Source organism: Nostoc sp., assembly GCF_036919575.1.
GTDB lineage: Bacteria > Cyanobacteriota > Cyanobacteriia > Cyanobacteriales > Nostocaceae > Nostoc.
In genome coordinates, this window is the sequence record NZ_JBALBY010000110.1 from 86420 (window position 1) to 101244 (window position 14825).

15 protein-coding genes and 1 pseudogene are annotated in these 14825 nt (G+C 43.5%); 7 read left to right on the forward strand and 9 right to left on the reverse strand.

Annotation, left to right across the window (positions count from 1 at the left end; all coding sequences use genetic code 11):
* Positions 1-43: 43 nt before the first annotated feature.
* Positions 44-454 carry a hypothetical protein gene (locus V7K27_RS29095; protein ID WP_334951915.1) on the reverse strand — a complete coding sequence of 137 codons (411 nt, stop codon included), beginning with the start codon at positions 452-454 and terminating at the stop codon, positions 44-46.
* Between the two features lie 264 nt (positions 455-718).
* Here V7K27_RS29095 and V7K27_RS29100 point away from each other — a divergent pair, with 264 nt between their 5' ends.
* Positions 719-3745 carry an SMC family ATPase gene (locus V7K27_RS29100; protein WP_334951917.1) on the forward strand — a complete coding sequence of 1009 codons (3027 nt, stop codon included), beginning with the start codon at positions 719-721 and terminating at the stop codon, positions 3743-3745.
* A 203-nt stretch (positions 3746-3948) separates the two neighbouring features.
* Here the strand turns inward: V7K27_RS29100 and V7K27_RS29105 are convergent, their stop codons facing one another.
* The gene (locus V7K27_RS29105) at positions 3949-5397 is read right to left on the reverse strand and encodes a peptidoglycan-binding domain-containing protein (protein WP_334951919.1); all 1449 of its coding nucleotides are present in this window, start codon (positions 5395-5397) and stop codon (positions 3949-3951) included.
* A 189-nt stretch (positions 5398-5586) separates the two neighbouring features.
* Here V7K27_RS29105 and V7K27_RS29110 point away from each other — a divergent pair, with 189 nt between their 5' ends.
* Positions 5587-6939 carry a serine/threonine-protein kinase gene (locus V7K27_RS29110; protein WP_334951921.1) on the forward strand — a complete coding sequence of 451 codons (1353 nt, stop codon included), beginning with the start codon at positions 5587-5589 and terminating at the stop codon, positions 6937-6939.
* A gap of 152 nt (positions 6940-7091) precedes the next feature.
* On the opposite strand, the gene V7K27_RS29115 is transcribed toward V7K27_RS29110, so the two are convergent.
* Together V7K27_RS29115 and V7K27_RS29120 are read right to left on the reverse strand one after the other, a co-directional pair.
* Entirely contained in the window at positions 7092-7595 is a 504-nt protein-coding gene (locus V7K27_RS29115; RefSeq protein ID WP_334952000.1) for an SH3 domain-containing protein, read from the reverse strand.
* Between the two features lie 450 nt (positions 7596-8045).
* Positions 8046-9557 carry an AAA family ATPase gene (locus V7K27_RS29120; protein WP_334951923.1) on the reverse strand — a complete coding sequence of 504 codons (1512 nt, stop codon included), beginning with the start codon at positions 9555-9557 and terminating at the stop codon, positions 8046-8048.
* Positions 9558-9799: 242 nt separating this feature from the next.
* On the opposite strand from V7K27_RS29120, the gene V7K27_RS29125 reads away from it, so the two are divergent.
* The 3 genes from V7K27_RS29125 (at position 9800) to V7K27_RS29135 (ending at position 10949) form a co-directional block, all read left to right on the forward strand.
* A complete protein-coding gene (locus tag V7K27_RS29125) occupies positions 9800-10147 on the forward strand; it encodes a type II toxin-antitoxin system HicB family antitoxin (protein WP_334951925.1) in 348 nt (115 codons plus the stop codon).
* Positions 10144-10581, forward strand: a complete 438-nt coding sequence (locus tag V7K27_RS29130; RefSeq protein ID WP_334951927.1) for a type II toxin-antitoxin system VapC family toxin — start codon at positions 10144-10146, stop codon at positions 10579-10581. Before V7K27_RS29125 ends, V7K27_RS29130 begins: the two co-directional genes overlap by 4 nt.
* 107 nt (positions 10582-10688) lie before the next feature.
* The gene (locus tag V7K27_RS29135) at positions 10689-10949 is read left to right on the forward strand and encodes a hypothetical protein (RefSeq protein ID WP_334951929.1); all 261 of its coding nucleotides are present in this window, start codon (positions 10689-10691) and stop codon (positions 10947-10949) included.
* Between the two features lie 3 nt (positions 10950-10952).
* Here V7K27_RS29135 and V7K27_RS29140 read toward each other — a convergent pair whose 3' ends face one another.
* Positions 10953-11348, reverse strand: coding sequence for a hypothetical protein (locus V7K27_RS29140; RefSeq protein WP_334951931.1), 396 nt, complete (start codon positions 11346-11348; stop codon positions 10953-10955).
* A gap of 119 nt (positions 11349-11467) precedes the next feature.
* On the opposite strand from V7K27_RS29140, the gene V7K27_RS29145 reads away from it, so the two are divergent.
* Both V7K27_RS29145 and V7K27_RS29150 read left to right on the forward strand, forming a co-directional pair.
* The gene (locus V7K27_RS29145; protein ID WP_334951933.1) at positions 11468-11689 is read left to right on the forward strand and encodes an AbrB/MazE/SpoVT family DNA-binding domain-containing protein; all 222 of its coding nucleotides are present in this window, start codon (positions 11468-11470) and stop codon (positions 11687-11689) included.
* A complete protein-coding gene (locus V7K27_RS29150; protein WP_323230999.1) occupies positions 11689-12117 on the forward strand; it encodes a putative toxin-antitoxin system toxin component, PIN family in 429 nt (142 codons plus the stop codon). Before V7K27_RS29145 ends, V7K27_RS29150 begins: the two co-directional genes overlap by 1 nt.
* Here V7K27_RS29150 and V7K27_RS29155 read toward each other — a convergent pair.
* The 4 genes and pseudogenes from V7K27_RS29155 to yidC form a co-directional block, all read right to left on the reverse strand.
* Positions 12107-12238, reverse strand: a pseudogene (locus V7K27_RS29155) (IS982 family transposase); the annotation flags it as partial. The gene V7K27_RS29150 and the pseudogene V7K27_RS29155 overlap by 11 nt on opposite strands.
* A 168-nt stretch (positions 12239-12406) precedes the next feature.
* Positions 12407-12928, reverse strand: coding sequence for a YceD family protein (locus tag V7K27_RS29160; protein ID WP_334951936.1), 522 nt, complete (start codon positions 12926-12928; stop codon positions 12407-12409).
* A gap of 183 nt (positions 12929-13111) precedes the next feature.
* The gene (locus V7K27_RS29165) at positions 13112-13645 is read right to left on the reverse strand and encodes a Jag family protein (RefSeq protein WP_334951939.1); all 534 of its coding nucleotides are present in this window, start codon (positions 13643-13645) and stop codon (positions 13112-13114) included.
* Positions 13642-14793, reverse strand: a complete 1152-nt coding sequence (yidC, locus tag V7K27_RS29170) for a membrane protein insertase YidC (protein WP_334951941.1) — start codon at positions 14791-14793, stop codon at positions 13642-13644. Before yidC ends, V7K27_RS29165 begins: the two co-directional genes overlap by 4 nt.
* Positions 14794-14825: the final 32 nt, after the last annotated feature.

A 14825-nucleotide genomic window follows, 5' to 3' on the forward strand; every position in this document is an offset into this window, starting at 1 on the left:
TAGACGCGGTTTCTAACCGCCCTTTTAACTTTTAATTACTCAATTAAAAACTTACTTGGTTTGCGTCAATCTTCCCAACTTGTTTTACCGTACTTTGGTCATAAGCATTAGCGCTGACCTGAATATTGTCTCCTGGTTTGTCAGTCGATGCTTGCAAAATCTTAGCTATTTCCTCCGCAAGTGCTGTATCCGCTTCTAAAATCTTCTTCAATTGCACTCGCAAACTTGCTTGTAAATCTTCATCTTCTGGATTTTGCGCTACATCCGTTGCTGCTTCTTTCGCTGCTTCCTTCGCTTCCACTTTTGGTTGTAACTTAGCCCAAATAACTTTGGCTTTATTCCAAACATCCTCACCTACTTTCTGAGATGCCCCTTCTACGGCTTTATTACCGACATTTAACAAAAATGGCAGATAGGGAGCGAGAAATTTAACCAGTTGAACAGCTATATCCATTGGTTTATGATGTCTATCTTTACTGAGTATATTAACGCTTCTTCCCCCAACAGGGAAAAATAACCAGAAGCCTCCACGGAAGTTTCATTTTTCTCCGAAGATCGCAAAATTATTCATGCAACAATAAAAATTTACTTATTCTATTGTTAAATTTTGTAAAGTTGATGTCTTCAAAAGTATAAACCTGATATTTAGATAGCTAAACTAGCAAACAGTGCATCTGTACTCTTAATTATTAAAAGTAGATGTGGCGCTATAGTCTTAATGATCCCAGTACAACTTGTTCTCAAAAACTTTCTTAGTTACCGTGATGCAACTTTAGATTTTCGCGGTTTGCATACGGCTTGTATTTGTGGTTCCAATGGTGCGGGGAAATCTTCACTTCTGGAAGCAATCACTTGGGCGATTTGGGGTGAAAGTCGCGCCACTGCTGAAGATGATGTCATCTATTCTGGTGCCAAAGAAGTTCGGGTTGATTTTACTTTCCAAAGTAATCAGCAAAAATATCGGGTGATTCGTACCCGAATTCGGGCAGGTACTAGCGTCCTGGAATTTCAAATAGAAATACCATCTGGGTTTCGCTCACTCACTGGCAAAGGGGTAAGAGCAACCCAAGATTTGATTTTAGAACATATCAAGCTAGATTATGATACATTTATTAATTCTGCCTACTTACGTCAAGGTCGTGCAGATGAATTCATGCTCAAGCGCCCCACCGAACGCAAAGAAATTTTAGCGGAGTTGTTGAAACTCAATCAGTACGATGATTTAGAAGAACGGGCAAAGGAATCTTCTCGTCAGTTCAAAGCACAGGCATTAGAGTTAGAGCGTTCTTTGGAGTCGATAAAAATTCAGTTGCAACAACGCCAGACAACCGAAGCGCAAAGAGTCGAGTTAGAAGCCGAACTTAACCAACTGCAACAAGTGCAAGCTTTTGATAATATTCAATTACAAAGTTTGCAAGTTGTCCAGCACCAGCGCCAAAATTGGGAACAACAACTCAACTTTGTCAAGCAGCAATACCAAAATCTTACCCAAGATTGCGATCGCCTCCAACAAGAACAATCAGCTATTGGCTCTCAGCGATCGGATTTAGAAAAAATATTACACCAAGAAGCTGAGATTAAAGCTGGATACGCCCAATATCAAAGTCTACAATCTCAAGAAGAAGCTTTTGCTGTCAAATTTGAAGAATACACCCGCGCCGGGCAGAATCGTCAACAAAAGCAACAACAGCTTACCAAACAAATTCACGAAATCGAACGGCAATTGCAACAAGCCCAAGCCCAAATTGAAGCTTTACAGCAACAAGAGCGAGACATTCAGCAAACTCTGACTAAATCCGGTGAAGTAGAAGCGGCTTTGTCACAACTGGCCGCAGCACGTCATCATGTTGCTCGTTTAGATCAACTGCAAATGCAAGTGACTCCCTTGTTGCAACAACGAGCAACTTTACAAAGCCAACTCGATCGCACTCATGCGGGTTTAGTAGCGCGACTCGAACAACTCCAAACTACTGAGAACCAATTGCAACGCCAGCAACGCCGCCAACCGCAACTGCAACAAGCGGTGATGGATGTGGGAATCCAGATTGAGGAACTGGAGAAAAAGCGAGTTTATCTGCAACGAGTGCAAGAAAAAGGGCAAGAAAGGCGGCACTTTATCGAACGTCTGCAAGCTCACCAACGGGATTATGAAAAACTGCTGGCAGAATTAGAGCAGAAATTGCAAATGCTCCAAAATCCTGAAGCTCTTTGTCCATTATGTGAGCGTCCTTTAGATGAACATCACTGGAGTCGGGTGGTGGAAAAAACCCAGGCTGAGTTAGAAGATACTCAAGGGCAGTTTTGGGTAGTGCGGGAACAAATGGCTGTGTCTGACAGAGAAATTCAGGTACTTAGGCAGGAATATCGGGAAATTTCCCAACAATTGGCGGGCTACGATGGTTTACGTGAACAACGGGGACAGTTGGCAGCACAGTTAGAGGCTACAACTGATGTCCAACAACAGTTACAACAAATTGCCGCCGAAAAACAGCATTTAGAGCGATCGCTCCAAGGTGGTGATTACGCTCCCGATAAACAAGCCGAACTCCGGCAACTAGACCAATATCTCCAACAAGCTAATTATAATGAACAAGATCACGCCCTGGCGCGGAGCGAAGTTGAGCGGTGGCGATGGGCAGAAATTAAACAAGGGCAAATTAAAGATGCGACTAAGCGACAAGCGCAACTATTAGCCCGAAAACCAGAACTTCAAGCCGCTATTGCCCAATTACAAACCAGAATCCAACAGGATCAGACTGATTCGGAATGTGCTAAACAAATCGCGGCTCTTGAGCGTCACATTACTGAAATTGGCTACAGTTCTGAGCAGCATAACAACCTGCGTATAGCTGTAAAGAAAGCTCAATCTTGGCATTTGCGGTATCAACAACTACTATCAGCCCAGCAGCAGTATCCCCAACTCCAGACGAGATTGCAAGAGTTAGAGGAGTCCAGAAACGCCAGATTAACGGAGCGCCAAAAACTCGGCGGACAAATCGAAAGCATTATCCAGCAACTACAAGCTACAGCTAACCCATCTGCCCAAATTCAAGCTCTAGAGCAACAGTTAGCAATACGTAGACGGCAACTTGATGAGCAAATAACAAAGTTGGGGCGTTTAGAACAGCTAGCGCATCAACTGGAAACGCTGCAAATTCAGTATGATCAACAGCAGCAGCAATTACAATCTTGCAAGCAGGAATATCGTGTTTATCAGGAATTAGCGCAAGCTTTTGGTAAAAATGGTATCCAAGCACTGATGATTGAGAATGTGTTGCCGCAACTGGAAGCCGAGACTAATCAACTACTTTCGCGGTTGAGTGGGAATCAGTTTCATGTACAGTTTATTACTCAAAAAGCTGGGCGCAGTGCGAAATCAACCAAGAAAAATGCCAAATTGATAGACACTTTAGATATTTTAATCGCCGATTCTAGAGGAACGCGATCTTATGAAACTTACTCAGGTGGGGAAGCTTTTAGAATTAACTTTGCCATCCGTTTAGCCCTGGCGAAATTATTAGCGCAACGGGCGGGGGCGGCGTTGCAATTGTTGATTGTGGATGAAGGTTTTGGTACACAGGATGCTGAAGGATGCGATCGCTTGATTGCCGCGATTAATGCGATCGCCTCTGATTTTGCCTGCATTCTCACTGTAACCCACATGCCCCACCTCAAAGAAGCTTTTCAAGCCCGGATTGAAGTGAATAAAACTCAGGAAGGTTCGCAGTTGAGTTTGTCAATTTAACAGGAAGAATTCAAGAGTCAGGAGTCAGGAGTCATATCATGTCCGGGTAATTAAGCATAATACCCGGAACCCCACCCCGCCAAAGCGTAGCTTTGTCTCCCCTCCCCGCCGGCGGGGAGGGGCTGGGGGTGGGGTTCTTCTCCTATGGTCGTCGCTGCGCGAACACAATTCTGAATTCTGAATTCTGAATTCTGCATTCTTCTTTAATTGTATTTTACCCGTGCATCAAGACCATAGGAGCGGAGCTTTTTCGTTAGCGTTTCGGCTTGGGTGCGATCGCTAAATGCCCCAGCATTCACATAATCCCCTAGACCGGATTCCTCCGTGACAGCATTGGGTATATACTGTTGCACTTTACTCAGAGTATCATTATTGGAAATTGGCACTATTACTCTGTAGGGATTATTAGCAACTAATGTGTTGCCATTGGTAACAGGTTCTACATAGTCATTAGTAGGAGGTAATACATTGCGAGTAGTCTGAAGTAATGCATCACCATTAGTCTCAACAGAATTACTTACAGTAGAGCTATTCAACCCTAAAGCTTGCCAAGTTTGCCAATCTACATTTCCAGTAGAATTAAGTCGAGAAGATTGCTGGAATGCAATCACAGATTGTCTGGTGTAATCATTGAAAAGGCCATCAGGATTGGTATTAGAGAAACCCAACTGCGACAAACGCTCTTGAACTAATCTGACATTTTCTCCGCGATCGCCTACAGTCAGATAATTTCTACCTGGTTGTTGAATAGTAGATCCAACCGTGGAGGCACTACGTACTGACTCCAAAACTTGGGCATTGGCGATACCATCAACAGGTAAGCGGTAATTTCGCTGGAATGCAATTACAGCTTCTCTAGTCATTGGGCCAATATTCCCAGTGGGACTAGTCTTAAAATAACCTAGCTGCCGCAAACGTACTTGTAGTTCTCTCACTTGTTGAGTCGAGAGACTCGATCTCGCTGGAGTCGGAGAGGAACCTCGTAGTTTGTTCCAAGTTTGTCGATTCACAATCCCGTTAGCAGGTAGGCGATAATTTTGCTGGAACGCAATTACAGCATCTTTTGTAATTTGTCCAAAATTACCCGTGGGATTAGCATTCAAGTAGCCTAACTGCCGGAGACGCTGTTGCAACCTGGTCACGGCTGCACCAGTTTTACCTTGAGAAAGAGTAGGGTATTCACCAACTGGCGATGCCTGGGTTGGGCTGCGCCTACGCAATGTGCCACTGGTATTTCTACTAGAAGTTTTACCTTGACAGGCTCGTTGCAAGGCTCGTTGAGTACTAATACCCACAACTCCATCAGCAGCTATTCTATTGGCTTGCTGGAATTTGATCACAGCATTTTTAGTCAAGGTAGCAAACTTGCCACTCACCGGACCGTTAAAGTAGCCTAATTTTTTTAAGCACCTCTGGCTACTGCTAACTTCAGCCCCATTACTTCCGATTTTCTGAAGCGCTAAAGCTTGCCCAGCAATACTCAGAAGCCCCATAGTCAGTGCCACAGACAAAAGACGCATCGCCGCACTGCTAGATAAATTTTTCCAATTCAAAAATTTGAAATTAGCTACGGTAGGAACAACCTTGACACTTTCGGATGCCTCGTAGACTGAGGCAAGCTTGGTTAAATAGCTATCTACCCCTGTTTTCACTTGCTTTTTTGAAGTTATGGCTATACGCAATTATACTATTTGCTCTGTATTATATTTTTTTTAGTATGATTCTTTACAAGAAATTTTCCCAGCCGCGACTGAATTTGAGATCCTGTTTAGGTTAGTAAGAGGGCGATCGCATGGGAATACTTTATATATAGTAATTGCAACAAATAAGACTCCTATAGTATGAGCTACTGTACCAATATTGATTGCCTGCGTCCGCAAAATTCTGACATCTCTCATTTTTGTAATAGTTGTGGGCAGGAATTGTTACTCAAACAGCGATATCGCCCACTCGCTCTCATTGGACGTGGTGGCTTTGGGAGAACGTTTTTAGCTATTGATGAACATCTTCCAGGTCAACCCAAATGCGCGATCAAACAGCTATCTTTTCAAGAGGAAAATACTGAGGTGTGGCACAAAGCAGTCAAACTATTTCACCAAGAAGCGCTTCGTCTCAATGAACTAGAACACTCTCAAATACCCAAATTACTAGCACACTTTGAACAAAATAAAAAGTTTTATATCGTCGAGGAATTAGTAGATGGACAAACACTCGCCCAGGAATTACAACAACAAGGCGTTTTTAAAGAACTGCAAATTTGGGAGATATTAAAAAGTTTATTGATCACACTGCAATTTATCCATTCCCGACAAGTAATCCACCGAGATATTAAACCGGAAAATATTATGCGCCGTTCGGTTCAAGGAGACTTGGTTTTAATAGATTTCGGAGTTGCTAAATTAGCCACTAATACGAGGCGACTTCGTACAGGCACAATAGTAGGTAGTCCAGAATATGTTGCTCCCGAACAATTGCGAGGAAAGGCATTAGCAGCCAGCGATCTTTACAGCTTGGGTGTAACATGTATTTACTTACTCACCGATGTCTCTCCCTTTGATTTGTTCGATATTGCTAACGATCGCTGGGTATGGCAAGAATATTTACCAGCAGGCAATACTGTTAGCATTCGCCTCTGTGAAATCTTAGATAAACTTTTAAAAAATGCGGTTTCGCAACGCTTCCAATCTGCAACAGAAGCGTTGCAGACACTAGAACAACAACCAAAAAAATTGCTAAATATTTCTAATTATCAGACATTAGCTACTATTGATTACACGCATTTGCGTAATTTATTAGCAAAAGGAAAATGGCAATTAGCAGATCGAGAAACTTGGGAACTGATGTGTCAGGCACTAGCAAAGCCTAAAGGTAGCTATATATTTAGTAGTAATATTGATACATTTACCTGTCAAGATTTGCAGGCCATTGACCATTTATGGGTGAATTACAGTCATGGACGCTTTGGTTTTAGCGTGCAAACACTTATTTACAAAAACGTGAATGGAGACTATGGAATTTTTTGTAATCAAGTTGGTTGGCATATATACAATTATAGTTATGCCAAGTCGGAATTCAATTTTAGTCTCAAAGCACCAATCGGTCATTTACCCTCACGCATTTGGATTGGTGGTTCTCAACCGTGGCGATATCCCAATGCTTTAGCTGTAAAACTAGCAGCCTGTGGTATTAGTTAGTTTTGTTGAAAATTACTATTAGGACTAGTACCGCAAGGCGGAATTCAAAATTCAAAATTCAAAATTCAAACAGGTATACAGCGTAAGCGTTTTATTGATTTGAAATGGGTGGTTTATTTACGCCGTGCTGTACTAGTATTTGATTTTTTAAGCTATTGTTTATCAACTTTTTCAGTATTACCTGCTTTTACCCAACCTTCTTGTTCGCTACCTTCCAAACGGATCTTTTGCCAGGATTTGTCCTCGCTTTCTTCTAAAACAATAATTTTTTGATTAAAACCAACCCCACCAATACGTTCAGCTTCTTGATTTGGTTGCGATCGCAAACTCAACCCTTGAGCCCAACTAACACGCCCTCGATAAGCTCCCGATGGCAATGGTTTTGGTGATGGGGTAGCCTTTGGTGATTCTGTGGGAGCGGAACTTGGAGAGGATTGAGCCTGAGTCCCAGGTTTAAGGGTGGGTTTACCTCCTCCAGGCTCAGTTCCTTTTGGAGCTTGGGCTTTCACCGAGGGACTATCGTTGGAAAAAACGGGTTTGGCAGGGGCTATGCCAGTGCGATTCATGAAATAGAGTGCAACTGCAACACCGCCACCGATTAACACAGCGATCGCTAATAAAAACCCAAGTATAAATTTTGTGAAGCCAGACAACATAGTTAAAATTTGATCGTCAGTGGTCAATAGTCAATAGTAATTCATATAGAACTTACGCATTTATAGATCCCCCAACCCCCTTAAAAAGGGGGCTTTTCAGATCCCCCCTTAAAAAGGGGGGTTAGCAGGGTGGTTTCATACAAGCAGAGAAAAACTAAAACTGGGTTTCAAAGCCTCTCCCCGCTTGCCTGACGGCAGGCTGACGCCAACGGGGAGAGGTTTGGAAGCGGGGGCAAAATCTATGGTTATACACGAGAAATAAAGACTTCCATATTTTTATTTTTTCGTATGAAACCACCCTGCCCTTAAAAAGGGGGGTTAGGGGGGAGTGCGCTTCGCGCACGCTACGCGAACGAGGTTTCAGGTTTTCAGTGCGTAAGTCTTATCAACATTGACTATTAACTAGTAATTATTGACTAACTCATTATTGTAGCTGCCAACTGAGTGTGTTTACGGAGTGCGCCGGAGGCGATCGCTCAAAGGATTGTGTTTCGATGCTAAACGCGCTCTCCCAGCAGCAGCCCATTCTTGAAGTTGCTGAATTTGCTCTACAGCAGTTCGCGCCAAGGGTATGATCTGACTAGCTGCTTCTAAAATGTCGTCGGTAGCAAAGTCGCGGTTTTGGCTAAATCCAATATGCATCGCTTCAATTAAAGTTTGCTCAATCTCTGCCCCAGAAAAATCGGGCGTTTCATAAGCTAACCTGTCGATGTCATAACTTTTCAAGTTATGGGGGCGCAATCGGGATAAATGAACATCATAAATTGCTTTTCTCTCCTCTTGGGTAGGCAAACCCACAAAGAAAATTTCATCAAATCGCCCCTTACGGAGCATTTCCGGCGGTAAAGCTTGGATGTCGTTGGCGGTAGCGACGACAAAAACGGGTGAGCTTTTTTCGGCTAGCCAGTTAATAAAAGTACCAAATACACGGCTGGCTGTTCCAGCATCACCTTTGCTACCAACTCCAGCAAAGGCTTTATCTATTTCATCAATCCACAAAATACAGGGGGCGAGGGCTTCAGCTACTTGGATCATTTGGCGAGTCCGAGATTCTGATTCACCCACCAAACCACCAAATAACCTCCCGACATCCAGACGTAGCAAGGGTAAATGCCAGTGATGAGCGATCGCTTTTGCCGTTAACGATTTACCAGTTCCCTGAATACCCACCAACATTAAACCACGGGGGTGCGGTAATCCGTACTGTCGCGCCTTCTCAGTAAACGAGCCTCCCCGACGAATCAGCCAGTCTTTGAGGTTATCCAGTCCGCCAATATCAGAAATTTGCTCAGTGGCGGGGTAGAAGTCCAGGATTTGGGTTTGGCGGATAGTTTGGCGCTTTTCTTCCAAAACCAGATCCACGTCTTCTGGTTGCAATTCTCCGTGGGTAGCGATCGCTTTTGCCAAAACCCGGCGAATCCGTTCCATCGAAAGTCCTTGACAAGAACGCACCAAATCATCTAAAACTTTGCCAGAAAGGGAGTTACTAGTACTTTGTAGTAAGCGTTCCACCTCCACTTTAATTTCTGGGGCGGCGGGTAAGGGAAACTCGACGACTGTCAGCACTTCGGTTAAGTCGTCAGGGATGGCGATGCGTGGCGACAATAGGACAATATTTTTTGGTTGCGACTTGAGAAGCCTGGACAGATTGCGGAGTTTGCGGGCGATCGCTACATCATCTAAAAAGCGATGATAGTCTCGGAGAATTAATACCGCAGGTGCCGAAGCTGGTAATTTTTCGATAAATTCTAAAGCTTGCAACGGGTTACGCCGCCCAAACCCAGCATCATTGGGGTTTCCCTGGTAGCCATCGACAAAATCCCAAGTATACACTGGGCGATTACCCTGGTTGGTTGCTTCTTCCCGGATCGCTGCTTCTACCCGTTCTTCCTCGTAGGTAGGAATATAAATCAAGGGGTAGCGGGCGCGTAGCAGCAGTTTAAACTCTTCACGAAAGTTCATATATAGCTGTGGTTATTAATTATTCTCTCATTGTTCAGCAAAATATTAGGCGAATAGAATTCACCGCTACACAAACAAAGTCCACACTTCGACAAGCTCAGTGACCGCCTCCGTGGACTAACGAAAAACCAAGATTTTTATAATACACTTAGACGTAAACATTTCTGAATTACCTTTTTCGTTCATCTCTCGGCTCAATGCCTATTTGCATCACGTATTTGAGTTTTGATTAAGGCATAATTATGGGGAAAGTGAATCTAGTATCGCTGTCTATGAATCTTCAAAGAGTCACAAGTTTGAATAGGCTGTCTCTTCATGTTCTGGTTGAACAGGCATCCAAGGGGCATTTTATCGCCTCAGTGCCAGAGTTACCTGATTGTGTAGCCGAAGCTGAAACCCGTTCGGATGCGATCGCGGCTGTACAAGAGCAAGTTAGAGTGAGACTGGCAAATATTGAGGTACTGACGCTAGAAGTTGCCAATAATCCTTGGACAGATTTTATTGGGATGTTTGAAGGAGATGATGAGTTTGCAACTCTTGCTCAGGAACTCCGTACTGAGCGCGAATTAGATATAAATAGCACTGTATGAGCCTTTGGGTGTTAGATACAGATCATGTGTCGCTTCTATTAGAGCGACATCCATTCGTGAGCCGTCGGGTGTCAGAGGTGGGAGCAGAGGTAGCGATTTCTATTGTGACGGTTCAGGAATTGTTTAATGGTTGGGTGGTGAGAATCAATAGTGCGCGAAAAGTTGAAGATGTTGTGCGACTGTATGGAAAGTTGAGCCGGACAGTTGCTCTATTTGGACGGGTGAGGGTGTTGGATTTTGATGATTTTGCTGCTTGTACGTTTGTGCGATTGCGATTAGAAAATCCCACGTTATCGAAACAGCGATTACAGAAAGATATGCGAATTGCGGCAATTGCCTTGGTGAATGATGCAGTTGTAGTGGCGCGAAACTATCGAGATTTTTCTCAAGTGCCTTCTTTAAAGATTGAGGATTGGTCACGACAGGATGGATGATCATTGTTGACACAGCACCAAAGGGCATAGCCACCGTGGTGAGTGAATAAAATCTCATCTATATAGATAGCAGTCGCTAGGAAAATACACCAAATGCCCAAAAAGTTATGGCTATTAACAGTTCGTGCTTTTATGCGCGTGTCCCAGCACGAGTTTTAGGATGCCTGCGTGGTGGTGAAATTAGTATTATCCTCTTTCCTGGGCATGGGTTAGTGCTAACAGAACCAATCCAAACCTATCTCATTCCTGAAAACTTGAGAATGCCCAATAGTGAGTTTGATGTGTTGTTCAAACATCCTGGTCGAGAGATGATCCGAGTCTTGCGTCACGACGAATTTTGTCCAGAAATCGATGCAAGCAATGACTGAAGTTCAACTTATCTCAAGCATTGGAGAATCTACATCTAAAAGCCAATTCTCATCAAGAAATTCTAGATTTACATCATAAACAAGAACTAACTCACCAATCTTTTGAGTATGATTATTTTGCGCTTGTGTGGCATCAGCACCATCAGCTATAAGTGAAAACTTTAGTTGTAAAAAACGTTTTTGGTGAGTAACACCAATAGAACTGCTAACTAATTCGGCATCTAGGATACGAGGCAACGTAATTGTTTCATAATATTCATCTTGTTCATCCCAGTAACCGCACACTTTATAATCACCTTGGTTAAGATGCTCTTGAACAAGAATATTGGCATCTAAATTTTCTAATATTTCAGTTAAATCTTGCCAGACTTGATGATTTTTTAATTCCAGTCTTGTCATATTCTGTGGGTTTAATGTTCTGTTACCAAACCTGGGAAGGTTTTAGATTTAGTAAGGTAGAATGTATATACTCAAGTAAGGAATCCTTACATTTGATAGCAAAGGCTAGGAGGCAAGTCATGCTCGCCAAGTTAACTTCTAAAAATCAACTAACGCTGCCTAAAAGTATTACTCGTGAAATCGGTGAGGCTGAGTATTTTGAGGTAAAGGTGGAGGGAGGGCAAATTATTCTGACTCCTGTAAAAATTCATCGGGCTGATGCGGTTCGATCTAAGCTGGCGGATTTAGGACTGAGTGAGCAGGATGTGGCTGATGCAGTGGCTTGGGCGCGTCAAGCGTAATGGTTTGTCCACGGGTGGTAATTGATACTAATATCATCATCTCGGCGCTGATATTTGGGGGTAGAGTATCTAGGCTTCGTTTGGCATGGCAGGACGATCTCTTCACTCCGCTGGTTTCTAAAGCGACAACAACTGAGTTAATCCGAGTGCTGGCTTATCCAAAGTTTAAGCTCACGCCAACTGAGCAAGAAGATTTACTATCGGATTACATACTCTTTTGTGAAGCTGTAGCGATGCCCGACCGCTTGCCTGTAATTCCTGAATGTCGTGATCCGTTTGATGTGCCTTTTTTACTTTTGGCTGTGGTCAGTGAGGCTGATTATCTCGTGACCGGCGATCGCGATTTACTCAGTCTAAAAGATAATTTTTCTTGCCCGATTATCACGGCTGAAGATTTTCTAAATGTTATTGATGGTCAGTCACCCTAATTTTTCCGGTGATGCCTTGTAAAAGTGGTATTTGTTGCCATAAGTTTTCCCACTGCTTACAGAAGTCATCTACATCACAGAATATTTGTGTAATGTCGAGCCGAGATACAATAGTAGACATAAACTTTCCGATCGCATCTTACAAGCCTCATATATTTGCCACCCATGCTGTCTCTGTCGAGTTAATATTCCCGAAAGCGATGCCCTTCGGCGCAGGCTCAGGGTAAGACCTACGGCGGTAAACTACGCACGGGCGGGAAATCACAGAATTTGAGGCATAAGCAATAAGCTACGATCCCGGAAGTTGCTTTTTCAGTGCTTCTAGCGAAGCCCAACGATTATCAACTGGAGTTTCAGGACTATCAGAACTATCAATAGTACTACTTACAGGAATACCTGGACAATTGCGATCGCACAGCTGGCGTTGGGGAACTGCCAAACACATCTGTTCATACAGCCATTCGTTGGGATAAAAATAACCATCGGGCGGTAGAGTTTCAAGCAATTCTTCCATAATCACTTCCCTTTCTAAAGGCAAGTCATTTAGCTGATTTGCAGTTTCGTCCAACCAGATAATTTCCTTCGTATCAAGCCCTAAACGTCGATTGTATTGCTGCAAACAGCGATTGCAGGTACAAGTAATAATTGTTTCTGCCTGACTGGACACTTCCAAGTAATTGCCATGATGCTGCACGCGCACATGACCGCGAACTGGTGTCAACGTTTCCAGACCAGGCAGAAATTCCTGAACCTGAACTTCCTCTGTCCGCTCCGGGGCTTGAGTTAGCTGCGGAATATAAATTGCGTCCATAGGATTTGTGAGACATCCTCACTAAAAATTTATCTTGATTATCAGCAATTATACTGATATTACATTTTTACTTTCTCTCTTAAGAACAAGAGAAATTTTAAAACTATATCGTTATGAGTTTTCAATTAACTCCAAACTCATAACTCCTGTACAGACGCGATTAATCGCGTCTCTCCCTACTCCCTACTCCCTACTCCCTACTCCTTCCAAGGAAGCCGGACGCACAACCAGATGACGATGCGGCTCTTTACCGCGACTAAAGGTTTCCAAATCTCCAAATTCCTTCAAGAAGGTATGGATTTGACGCCGTTCAGCAGAACTCAGGGATTTGATTTCCACTTCTCTACCAGAAAAGCGCACTTCATCGGCTGCTGCTTCTGCTAATGCGCGAATTTCGGCTTCTCTTTTGACCCGGTAGCCATTCAACTCAATAGTGTAAGAAGCTTGTTCTTCCGGGGGTTGGCTGAGGTTAAGAACCGAATTTGCTAGATACTGAATCGCATCTAGCACAGAACCATCGGCACCAATTAATACCTGGATGTGTTCTGACGTAAAGTTGGTTTGGTCAATTGTCAACCAGTAGTTATCTGGTTCTGGGGAATCGCCATCTTGAGATTGGGCAGTTTCTAAATGACCCTGAATCTCAGCAGGTATCCCAGTGAGTTCCAGCAGTGTTTTTAACCACTGCTGACCTCGTTGCATCGGAATGTTGCTCATGATCCCCCTGTGGCCTTTTTCTTACCACTTTTTGGTTCAAACGGCAATGCCTTTTGTTCTGTGACTGCTGCTTCTTTCTCCTGGGTTTCTACGATTTTTTGCAGTTCTTCTGATAGAGGTTCGCGGGAGAGAAGATAAGTTTGTGCGGTTTGGAAAATATTACCAATCACCATATACATCAGCACCCCAGCTGGTAAGGGGAAGAACAAAAACATCCCAGAAAAGATGACTGGGGTGATTTTGTTAACTGTATCCTGCTGCGGATTGCCACCACTGGAATTTTGCCCAGAAAGCATTTGGCTAACATAAAGGCTGATCCCAAAAAAGACAATCATGGCGACAATATCCCAGTGGATTGTGCCATCTGGATCATTTGCGCCAACCCTGCCTAAGGCATCAATGAATAAAAAGCCTTTGTCTGCTGCTAGTCCAGGAATAGTTCCTTGAATGGTAACTTCTCCCGGCTGCAAGGCTTCGACATTGCCTTGAGCATCAATTTTGATCCGATCTTCCCCTTTGGTGACTTTCCAATCAGGAATCAGCTTATTTTCAGGGTGTTCTGCTAAGAGTACTTGAAATGGTTTCCCGTCAACGGTCTGATATTGTATCTTGGTTTGTTCTCCCACCGCTAGTTTGTTACCACTGGGAAGGATTGCAGCTACTTTAACGTGTTCGCCATCGGCAACGTAAATATTTTGAGGAGCTGTGGCAAAGGCTTGCGGTTGAATTTGTTCGATTTGTTCTGCGGGAAAGATTTCTAGGTTAACACTGTAGTTCACACCTGCAAAAGGCGAACCCCGCAAAGTGGCGAACAGCGCTAACAAGACTGGCATTTGCACTAGTAATGGAAAACAACCTGCTAAAGGGTTGCCAAATTCTTTTTGAACATTGACCATTTCCTCCTGCTGCTTTTGGGGATCATCCTTATAGCGCTCTTTGATTGCTGCCATCCGCTTTTGCATCAAAGGTTGTACAATTCGCATTTTCCGCATATTGCGAATTGAGCCAGCACTCAGGGGATAGAGCGCAAAGCGGACTATCAGTGTCAAAGCAACGATCGCTAATCCGTAGCTAGGCACAATACCATAGAAAAAATCTATGATTGGCAGCATCACGTTGTTCGAGAGAAAGCCGATACCAAAATCCATTATTCTGAATTAAACCTGAGGTACTGTAAACT

What these genes read in the sequence shown, in the direction of transcription:
- V7K27_RS29150 (WP_323230999.1), top strand. Translation starts at nt 11,689, where the DNA reads ATGGTTTGTCCACGGGTGGTAATTGATACTAATATCATCATCTCGGCG.
- V7K27_RS29135 (WP_334951929.1), top strand. Translation starts at nt 10,689, where the DNA reads ATGGCTATTAACAGTTCGTGCTTTTATGCGCGTGTCCCAGCACGAGTT.
- V7K27_RS29095 (WP_334951915.1), bottom strand. Translation starts at nt 454, where the DNA reads ATGGATATAGCTGTTCAACTGGTTAAATTTCTCGCTCCCTATCTGCCA.
- V7K27_RS29165 (WP_334951939.1), bottom strand. Translation starts at nt 13,645, where the DNA reads ATGAGCAACATTCCGATGCAACGAGGTCAGCAGTGGTTAAAAACACTG.
- V7K27_RS29120 (WP_334951923.1), bottom strand. Translation starts at nt 9,557, where the DNA reads ATGAACTTTCGTGAAGAGTTTAAACTGCTGCTACGCGCCCGCTACCCC.
- V7K27_RS29110 (WP_334951921.1), top strand. Translation starts at nt 5,587, where the DNA reads ATGAGCTACTGTACCAATATTGATTGCCTGCGTCCGCAAAATTCTGAC.
- V7K27_RS29145 (WP_334951933.1), top strand. Translation starts at nt 11,468, where the DNA reads ATGCTCGCCAAGTTAACTTCTAAAAATCAACTAACGCTGCCTAAAAGT.
- V7K27_RS29140 (WP_334951931.1), bottom strand. Translation starts at nt 11,348, where the DNA reads ATGACAAGACTGGAATTAAAAAATCATCAAGTCTGGCAAGATTTAACT.
- yidC (WP_334951941.1), bottom strand. Translation starts at nt 14,793, where the DNA reads ATGGATTTTGGTATCGGCTTTCTCTCGAACAACGTGATGCTGCCAATC.
- V7K27_RS29115 (WP_334952000.1), bottom strand. Translation starts at nt 7,595, where the DNA reads ATGTTGTCTGGCTTCACAAAATTTATACTTGGGTTTTTATTAGCGATC.
- V7K27_RS29100 (WP_334951917.1), top strand. Translation starts at nt 719, where the DNA reads ATGATCCCAGTACAACTTGTTCTCAAAAACTTTCTTAGTTACCGTGAT.
- V7K27_RS29160 (WP_334951936.1), bottom strand. Translation starts at nt 12,928, where the DNA reads ATGGACGCAATTTATATTCCGCAGCTAACTCAAGCCCCGGAGCGGACA.
- V7K27_RS29130 (WP_334951927.1), top strand. Translation starts at nt 10,144, where the DNA reads ATGAGCCTTTGGGTGTTAGATACAGATCATGTGTCGCTTCTATTAGAG.
- V7K27_RS29125 (WP_334951925.1), top strand. Translation starts at nt 9,800, where the DNA reads ATGGGGAAAGTGAATCTAGTATCGCTGTCTATGAATCTTCAAAGAGTC.